This window comes from Schleiferilactobacillus perolens DSM 12744, assembly GCF_001435585.1.
In the GTDB taxonomy this organism is placed as follows: Bacteria; Bacillota; Bacilli; order Lactobacillales; family Lactobacillaceae; genus Schleiferilactobacillus; species Schleiferilactobacillus perolens.
Map to the genome: position 1 here is coordinate 284,450 of NZ_AZEC01000005.1, position 7,704 is coordinate 292,153.

Below are 7,704 nucleotides of genomic sequence, written 5' to 3' on the forward strand. Positions count from 1 at the left end.
CCAGTGGAAGCTGACAATATGACAATAACAGTAAATCAGAGTAATGGAGTTGAACGAGATGGCATTAGTGGACCATATGAAGAAAACCCTGGGCCAGTTGAAACCCAGCGATATTCTAGCGTTTAATCACGATATTTCCCAAATTCCAGGGATCATCAAGTTAACTTTGGGAGAACCGGATTTTAATACACCGGACCATGTTAAATTGGCCGCCATTGGGGCAATTCAACAAAATGACAGTCACTACACCGCATCGGCAGGACTGCCAGGTTTGCGCCAAGCAGCCAGCGACTTTTTAGCCAACAAATACGGGACACGATATGATCCCAGCACCCAGTTGCAAATGACTGCTGGTGTGACGGAGGGTGTTTTTGCGACCCTCACGGCGATGTTGAATCCCGGCGACAGTGTCATTATCCCCACACCGATTTTCCCATTGTATATTCCGATCACAATGCTGAACGGCGGCGAACCTGTATTCATTAACACAGCCGAAGACGGCTTCATTTTGACCCCGGAGAAGCTAGCCGCCGCCATTGACGCCCATGCGGATACCGTGAAGGCTATTATTTTGAACTTTCCGACTAATCCGACGGGAGTTACTTATAGTCGCAGTGATCTTGAAAAAATCGCCGATGTCGTGCGGGGCAAAGATATTTTTGTGATCAGTGATGAGATCTATTCGGAATTGACGTATCATGGCACCCATGTGTCGATGGGGGGAATTTTGCCGGAACAGACCATCGTCCTCAATGGTGTCTCTAAATCCCATGCCATGACTGGTTGGCGGATTGGTTTGATTGCAGGACCAGCAGACGTAGTTGGTGAGATTGGTAAAGTCCATCAGTTCATGATCACGTCCGCCACGACCAATGCTCAAGTGGCCGCGGAAGAGGCCTTCAAGAATGGCCAAAATGACACCGAGCCAATGCGCCAAGCCTATATTGAACGGCGGGATTATCTGGTCCCTGTGTTGCAAAAACTAGGCTTCCAGGTGGCCAACCCCGACGGCGCGTTCTATGTGTTTGCTAAGTTGCCCACTCAATTTGGCACAAGCAGTTGGGACTTTGCCCGTGCCTTGGCCCATGAGGCGCATGTGGCAGTGATTCCTGGGGCCACCTTTGGTCCTGGCGGTGAGGGATACGTGCGAATTAGCTATGCTGCCAGTTTGGCCGATATTAAAGAGGCTGCAGCCCGCATCACGAAGTTTGTGGCTGCCCACCCAGCGTAGCAACGATTCATGATTCATAGTATGCAAAAGCGCGCGTATTCAGTCGTTTTAAACGATTGAATACGCGCGCTTTTAGTAATCTCTATTTATTGGCTGATGCCCAGGGCGATTCGGGCATAACGGCTCATCAGCTCCGGTGTCCATTGCGGATACCAAACAAGCTGAACATCCACATCCTTGACTTCGGGGACCTTTTTTTCAACTGTGTCCACGATTGCATCGTAAAGCATGTCAGACAATGGACAACCCATTGTCGTTAAGGTCATCTGAATTTCACAGTTGCCATCTTCATCCACATCTACGTGGTAGATCAGACCTAGGTTAACGATATCGATTCCCAATTCTGGATCAATGACGTCTTCCAAGGCAGTAAGAATCTTGTCGTCCAAGGCCTCTTGATCTTGGTTGGTCTTGTCTTCTGCCATCACGCATCCCTCCGTTCTTTCTTACGTTCAGTATAACCGCTTGCCGATAATTTTCCTAGCAGTTGCATTGGCAAAAATTGGCGTGCATTGTTCTGAATTTGTAATATTGTCTTGTAATTGATATTGTGTGTCGTATAATATAGTCAATTCAACAATAAAAGAAGGAGACTTCGCCGATGGGCATGCAGATCAGTGCAGAACTGCTAGATGGCATCGTTCTCGCCGTGGTACAGCAAGCTGATACTTATGGTTATGCTTTGACCCAGCAGATTCAAGAGACGATCGATATCTCGCCGTCCACGCTTTATCCCGTTTTGCGTCGTTTGAAGGCCCAAGGAGCGCTGAGCACCTATGATAAGCCGTTTGGCGGCCGGAACCGGCGGTATTATCAGCTAACTCCGTTGGGTGCACAAATCCTGCGGGATACAGAAAAAAATTGGCAGACGCATAAAACGCAAATTGATTATTTCTTAACTAAACCGGAGTCAAAGGAGGATGCCGAATGACAATTGCAGACTATTTCGCCGAATTGACTCGGCTGCTGGCCCCATTGACAGCGGCCGAGCGGACAGAAGCCATCGAGTATTTTCAAGATTATGTCGCGGACGCGCAGTTTGCCGATGGTGCAGCTGTGACCGCTGAACTGGGCAGTCCCCGCCAACTGGCGCTCAAAATTTTAGCCGACTATTCCATTAAAAGCAGTACCGCCACGTCAGCGGATGGTGAAAAAGTATCTCCTCGGGCCAACGCCCGGCAAATTTGGACAATCGTTCTTGCCATTCTTTCGGCACCGATGGCGATTCCAGTGGCGATTATGATTTTTGCCCTAATGCTTGCGCTACTGCTCATTGTCAGTGCACTGTCCGCCGCTTTGCTGATCGTCCTGGCCGGACTCTGCCTGACTGGTCTATTTGTCAGCGGCTTTGCCCTGTGGAGTGGTATTTGGTTAGTGCTTAGCGATCCAATGATCGGTGTTTCCTATCTCGGTTTGGGGCTGGCTGCTGGCGGGGCCGGAGTCATCTTGATCCCGGTATTGAAATGGGCGGCCCAAGGCCTGGCCAGCGTCTGGGCGGCATTCTTCCGCTGGCTGTATCGCAAGATACGCAGACAACGTCAGGAGGCGATTCAGCGATGTGGAAAAGGTTTTTGCAAATAGGCACCGGAATGTTGGTTGCCGGCTTGGCATTATTGGCCATCGGCGGCTTAAACCATGGGTTTCAACCGGTGGCTATCGTATCTGGGCGGCCAATGGTATCCCGAGTGACGACCAAAACAACCAATTTGGCACCATTCACCACGATCACTGCCAAAGCTGATGATCTGGATGTCGTCGTGAAAAACGGTCCGCACTACCAGGTTAAAGTCACAATGCTGACGGGAACGGGCATCACCAGCCGGGTACACGCTGGCATGCTGACGATGACCCAAACCGGCGGAGCAGATCTGGGCATGTTGCTGGGACATACCCCCACACCGCGAATCACCATCACCGTACCAAAAAACAAAAAGATACAAACCGTTAAAATTCGCACTAAGGATGGGGCATTACGGTATACCATTCCACAAACTGGCCAGTTGCGATTGGCATCTGCCAGCGGTGATATCACTGTCAGCGGCGCCCAGGTGGGCCAGACCGAGATTCGCACGGTGTCCGGCGATATTCGGCTGACCAAAACCCAGCTGCACCAACCGCAAATCACCACCCAAGACGGGACCATTACCGTCACTCAGGGAACAATTCGTGACGGTCAATTCCAGCTCAGCAGCGATGACTTCACATTGCGCAACAGTAAGCTCCTCGGTACGACTCGGGTACGCAATAGGGATGGCGAAAACCGCGTGATTGGTGCCGGTTCCGCCCGAGGGTACCGCCTGCAAACACGCTATGGCGAGAATACACTTTTTAACCGAACCACCGAGAAACAAGTCGCTACGCACAATTGGTCCGCCGCTAACCGGATTGAATTGGTTACGCAAAGCGGCGACAACCGCGTCACGGCACGCTAACAAAATGGAAAGCAGGTAACCATCATGGAATTAACGATTGATCACGTCACCATGCAATTCAAAAACAAGCTGGCTCTGAACGACGTCAGCTGTACCCTGACAAGCGGCCAGTTAGTCGGTTTAATTGGACCCAATGGCGCTGGCAAATCGACGCTGATGAAAATTCTCGCGACCTTGCAGCATCCCACCAGCGGGAGCGTCCGCTTGGATGGGGTCGATATCCGTAAACATCCAAGCACTATGAAACGTGTGCTGGGATATATGCCCCAGCAGGTACCGATCATTCCGCAACTGAGTGCAGTAGAATATTTACGCTACATCGCAGCAATTAAAGGTTTAGCACGCATCCAAGCCAATGACCAAATTAAGGCGCTGCTGGTGCGGATGCACCTGGCTGATGCTGCCAGCCGGCGGTTGAGCGACTTTTCCGGCGGCATGCAGCAGCGGGTTGGTCTGGCCGCTGCACTGCTGGGTGATCCGCAAGTGATCATTGTCGATGAACCGTCGGCAGGACTGGATCCCATCGAACGGATCATGATGCGTAATTTACTGAGTGAACTGGCCGAAAGCCGCATCGTTCTGCTGTCAACGCACATCGTTTCCGATATTGAAGCCGTGGCTAGCTGGCTGTTATTACTTAAATCCGGCCAGCTGCTGTTTCAGGGTTCTGCGCCGCAACTGATCAAAGCTGCGAACGGCCACGTCTGGGAGTATGTCCTGCCCCAAGGCAAACATCCCCAAGCCAGTCAAGCGGTGAGCGAAATGCGCCAAGCGGCGGACGGAATCCATATCCGGTTGGTCGCGCCCAACGCACCGACTCAGACCGCCGTGACCGTGACGCCGACCTTAGAAGACGCCACATTGAGCGCACTGGAAGGGCGGTGAGCCTATGCTGACGATGATGGTCACTTCCTTTAAAGAACGGGCCCGGCGGTCGTCATTTTGGCTGTTGATGGGTGCGGTCGTTGTTCTGGCCGTGTTGGCCACACCGCGCTTTGATACTGCAATGAAAGTGATGGTCTTGGCGCCTAAGATCTATCGACAAGCAGATAATCCAACTTGGTTACCGGTGTGTGCTGCCTCTATCTTTGGGACTTTCCTGCCGCTATTCGGCTTTGGTGTGGTCGCTAATGCGTTGCAGACAGATCGGGAGCAGGGGGTGTGGCCATGGGTCGAAACCACTCATTTTGCCCGATTGCGTTATGGTTTTGCCCATTTTGGGGCGAATTGCCTGATCCTGCTCACGATGCTGCTGCTCACGATCTTGGCTACCGGCGCGATGATGGTGCTGCGTTTCCCAGGGCAGGGAATGCCCGCGGCAACTTTCATCTCACCGTTTTTGGTGCTGATTCCCAGCATTATCTTGCTCGCTTCATTGGCGCTGCTGGGAGAAAGTGTCACCGCCAAACGGCACAATGGTTTGATTGCGATATATATGTTTAGCTTGTTTTATGTCTTTGCCTTGCAATTGACCGACCCCACCAATTTTTGGAATCTTTTATTGAATCTGAGTGGTAATAATTACGTCCAAGACGTGATTGATCAATCCAGCATTCAAGCCACAGGACACCCGATAACCAGCATGCAGCTGTTGAGCAATTACCGTGGTCCCCAGGGCACACATACATTGGTCATGACGGGCGTGCACTGGACCCGCGGCATGCTGCTGATGATGTTGGGCGAAATTATGGTCGCGCTAGCGATTGCTGATGTTGCGGCGCTCTTGATGCATCGTGCTCGCCGCTGGCGTAAAGTACGCCAAGCGCCAAAGCAACCCGCAACGATTGAAACGGCGGCAGTCCACTTTTCACCAGTCACCGCTAACCGTTTCTCTTGGCCAGCTTTGCTCCGCAGTGAAACAGGGCGGCAATGGCGGGGCCGGTCCCGCCTCTATCGGTTGGCACTGCTGGCTGGCTGGCTGGTCGTCTGGGTGATGCCAGATACCGCCCGTCAACAAGCGGGGCTACCACTTCTGTGGCTGTTAAGCTTACCTTGGCTTAGTGATCTTGGGACGGCCCCCCATGATTGGATCGCCTGGCTACCCACCATGCCTTACGCGTCCCAGCGGCAAAAGTTCGCCGAACTGATTGTTGGTGCTGGGACCGCAGTGATTCTGATGCTGCCTTTCTTGGTCCATGGCGGTGCCGCAGTCTCGCAACTCCTGTTGTTTGCGTTGGCCAACGCTTTCCTAGCCCAAGGCCTGGCGAGTCTTTTAAACAATGGTCGGTTATTCACGATGTTGCTTGCCGTATTCTGGTTCATCTACATGAATGGGGTTCCCGGCATGATTAGCTTTAATCGCTTCTCCTTAGCTGAATCGGTGGTTTACTCGCTAATAATTGTCACTGGTTTAGGCCTGACGGCGGTTGCTGGATATCGCCGCCGACACAGTATGGCCGATTAAATATCAGATGGCTGACCGGCCGACCGATTATGGTCACAATGGAGATAAAGGTTGTCACCGCTCAGGCATGGTTGCGACAACAATTTTGCGCAATATTGACAACGTTTCCCCCCACCTGTATCGTTTAATTGTCATTAATAGAAAGAAAAGGGTGCGAATTTTGAAAAATTTGAAAGCATGTACTTCCATCTTGGTAGGTAAAAAAGCCTCTCTTGACGGCTCCACAATGATTGCCCGCAACGACGATACATTCCTGCCGTTGACACCGCAACGATTTTTTATGGCACCAGCCGTGCATGGAAAACCTGGCCGGATTCTGAAATCGTGGTTGAACGATTTCCAAGCAGAATTACCGGCAGACAGCTATCGATATAATGCAGTTCCTAACGTCGACTATAAGCACAAAGGGTATTACGACGAAAGCGGAATCAACGAAAAGAATGTGGCCATGAGCTGTACCGAAAGCACATACGGTAATGAACGCAGCTTAGCCTTTGATCCGTTGAATACCAAGGACGGCTTGGATGAAGATTGCATGCAGACAATGGTCTTGCCATATATTGATTCTGCGCGTGATGGGGTGCGCTATTTAGGCCAATTAATTGCCAAATTTGGTTCTGCCGCTGGCAACTCCGTATTATTCTCTGATCACGATGAAGTCTGGTATATGGAAATCGTGACCGGGCACCACTGGGTAGCCCAACGCATTCCAGATGATTGTTACGCCGTTGCAGCGAATGAAGTGGCCATTCAGGCAGTGGACTTTACCAAGACTGACGATTTCATGTGGTCCGATGGAATTCAAGACTTCGTAGAACAGCATCATTTGAACCCGGATTTTGATACCTGGAATTTCCGTCATATCTTTGGCACTTTTGATGAAAAAGACCGCCATTACAATACGCCACGGGTATGGTACATCGAAAGCCGTTTGAATCCCGAACTGGTGCAAGAACCTGAGAGCGGCGAACTGCCTTTCATTTTGAAGCCGGCAAAAAAGATCTCCACGGATGATATTGAATACTTGCTGGGTTCTCACTATAACGAAACCCCGTACGATCCTTTTGGTCATGGCAGTGATGCAGATCGGTTGCGGTATCGTCCAGTGGGCTTGAATCGGACTCAAAACTCCCACATTTTGCAATTGCGAAATGATGTACCGAAGGCCTATGCCGCCATTATGCATCTGTGCTTAGGCTACCCAACATTCTCGCCGTACGTGCCTTTCTATACGAATGCCAACGATACGGCTCCCACATATTCGGAGACGCCGATGACTCATGATTATAAGAGTGCCTACTGGCTGTATAAGTCATTGTCTTTCCTTGTGGAGAGCCACTACAGCAAGTTTGTACAAAAGGATCGGGATTATCTGAAAGAGGGCCGTCGCCGCAAACGGGAATTGATTGCCCAAATTGATGCCCAGGCGGCAGATTTAGCACCAGATGCCGACTTGACCGAATTCTTGACGCGGCAAAATTATGCCATCGTCGATGAATATGAAGACCATGCCAAGGCGCTGATGAGCGACTTGATTATGGACGGTATCAATTTGTCCCAGCTGACTTTTGATATGGACAAGAACCTTTAATAACAACACAAAAGATCCCAAACTGAAGTGCAACAAAAAAGTTAGA

At 50.9% G+C, this 7,704-nt stretch carries 8 protein-coding genes; 7 read left to right on the top strand and 1 reads right to left on the bottom strand.

The window, feature by feature from the left end; all coding sequences use genetic code 11:
• The first annotated feature begins 58 nt into the window (after nt 1-58).
• The gene (locus FD09_RS08130) at nt 59-1,231 is read left to right on the top strand and encodes an aminotransferase class I/II-fold pyridoxal phosphate-dependent enzyme (RefSeq protein ID WP_057820176.1); all 1,173 of its coding nucleotides are present in this window, start codon (nt 59-61) and stop codon (nt 1,229-1,231) included.
• An 86-nt stretch (nt 1,232-1,317) separates the two neighbouring features.
• Here FD09_RS08130 and FD09_RS08135 read toward each other — a convergent pair whose 3' ends face one another.
• Nucleotides 1,318-1,656 (bottom strand): metal-sulfur cluster assembly factor, encoded by a 339-nt coding sequence (locus tag FD09_RS08135; protein WP_057820178.1) that lies wholly within the window; start codon nt 1,654-1,656, stop codon nt 1,318-1,320.
• A gap of 176 nt (nt 1,657-1,832) precedes the next feature.
• Here FD09_RS08135 and FD09_RS08140 point away from each other — a divergent pair, with 176 nt between their 5' ends.
• The 6 genes from FD09_RS08140 to FD09_RS08165 all read left to right on the top strand — a co-directional run bounded on the left by FD09_RS08140 (nt 1,833) and on the right by FD09_RS08165 (nt 7,658).
• On the top strand, nt 1,833-2,162 hold the full coding sequence (locus FD09_RS08140; RefSeq protein ID WP_057820180.1) for a PadR family transcriptional regulator: 330 nt from the start codon (nt 1,833-1,835) through the stop codon (nt 2,160-2,162).
• Nucleotides 2,159-2,812, top strand: a complete 654-nt coding sequence (locus tag FD09_RS08145) for a DUF1700 domain-containing protein (RefSeq protein WP_057820182.1) — start codon at nt 2,159-2,161, stop codon at nt 2,810-2,812. The genes FD09_RS08140 and FD09_RS08145 overlap by 4 nt, the downstream gene beginning before the upstream one ends.
• Entirely contained in the window at nt 2,788-3,663 is an 876-nt protein-coding gene (locus tag FD09_RS08150) for a DUF4097 family beta strand repeat-containing protein (RefSeq protein WP_057820184.1), read from the top strand. The genes FD09_RS08145 and FD09_RS08150 overlap by 25 nt, the downstream gene beginning before the upstream one ends.
• A 24-nt stretch (nt 3,664-3,687) precedes the next feature.
• On the top strand, nt 3,688-4,548 hold the full coding sequence (locus FD09_RS08155) for an ATP-binding cassette domain-containing protein (RefSeq protein WP_057820186.1): 861 nt from the start codon (nt 3,688-3,690) through the stop codon (nt 4,546-4,548).
• Between the two features lie 4 nt (nt 4,549-4,552).
• On the top strand, nt 4,553-6,067 hold the full coding sequence (locus FD09_RS08160) for a hypothetical protein (protein ID WP_057820188.1): 1,515 nt from the start codon (nt 4,553-4,555) through the stop codon (nt 6,065-6,067).
• 160 nt (nt 6,068-6,227) lie between these two features.
• A complete protein-coding gene (locus FD09_RS08165; protein WP_057820230.1) occupies nt 6,228-7,658 on the top strand; it encodes a C69 family dipeptidase in 1,431 nt (476 codons plus the stop codon).
• Nucleotides 7,659-7,704 lie beyond the last annotated feature (46 nt).

Bases quoted from the DNA above. Each gene is read 5' to 3' on its own strand.
- FD09_RS08130 (WP_057820176.1), top strand. From the start codon at position 59: ATGGCATTAGTGGACCATATGAAGAAAACCCTGGGCCAGTTGAAACCC.
- FD09_RS08135 (WP_057820178.1), bottom strand. From the start codon at position 1,656: ATGGCAGAAGACAAGACCAACCAAGATCAAGAGGCCTTGGACGACAAG.
- FD09_RS08140 (WP_057820180.1), top strand. From the start codon at position 1,833: ATGGGCATGCAGATCAGTGCAGAACTGCTAGATGGCATCGTTCTCGCC.
- FD09_RS08145 (WP_057820182.1), top strand. From the start codon at position 2,159: ATGACAATTGCAGACTATTTCGCCGAATTGACTCGGCTGCTGGCCCCA.
- FD09_RS08150 (WP_057820184.1), top strand. From the start codon at position 2,788: ATGTGGAAAAGGTTTTTGCAAATAGGCACCGGAATGTTGGTTGCCGGC.
- FD09_RS08155 (WP_057820186.1), top strand. From the start codon at position 3,688: ATGGAATTAACGATTGATCACGTCACCATGCAATTCAAAAACAAGCTG.
- FD09_RS08160 (WP_057820188.1), top strand. From the start codon at position 4,553: ATGCTGACGATGATGGTCACTTCCTTTAAAGAACGGGCCCGGCGGTCG.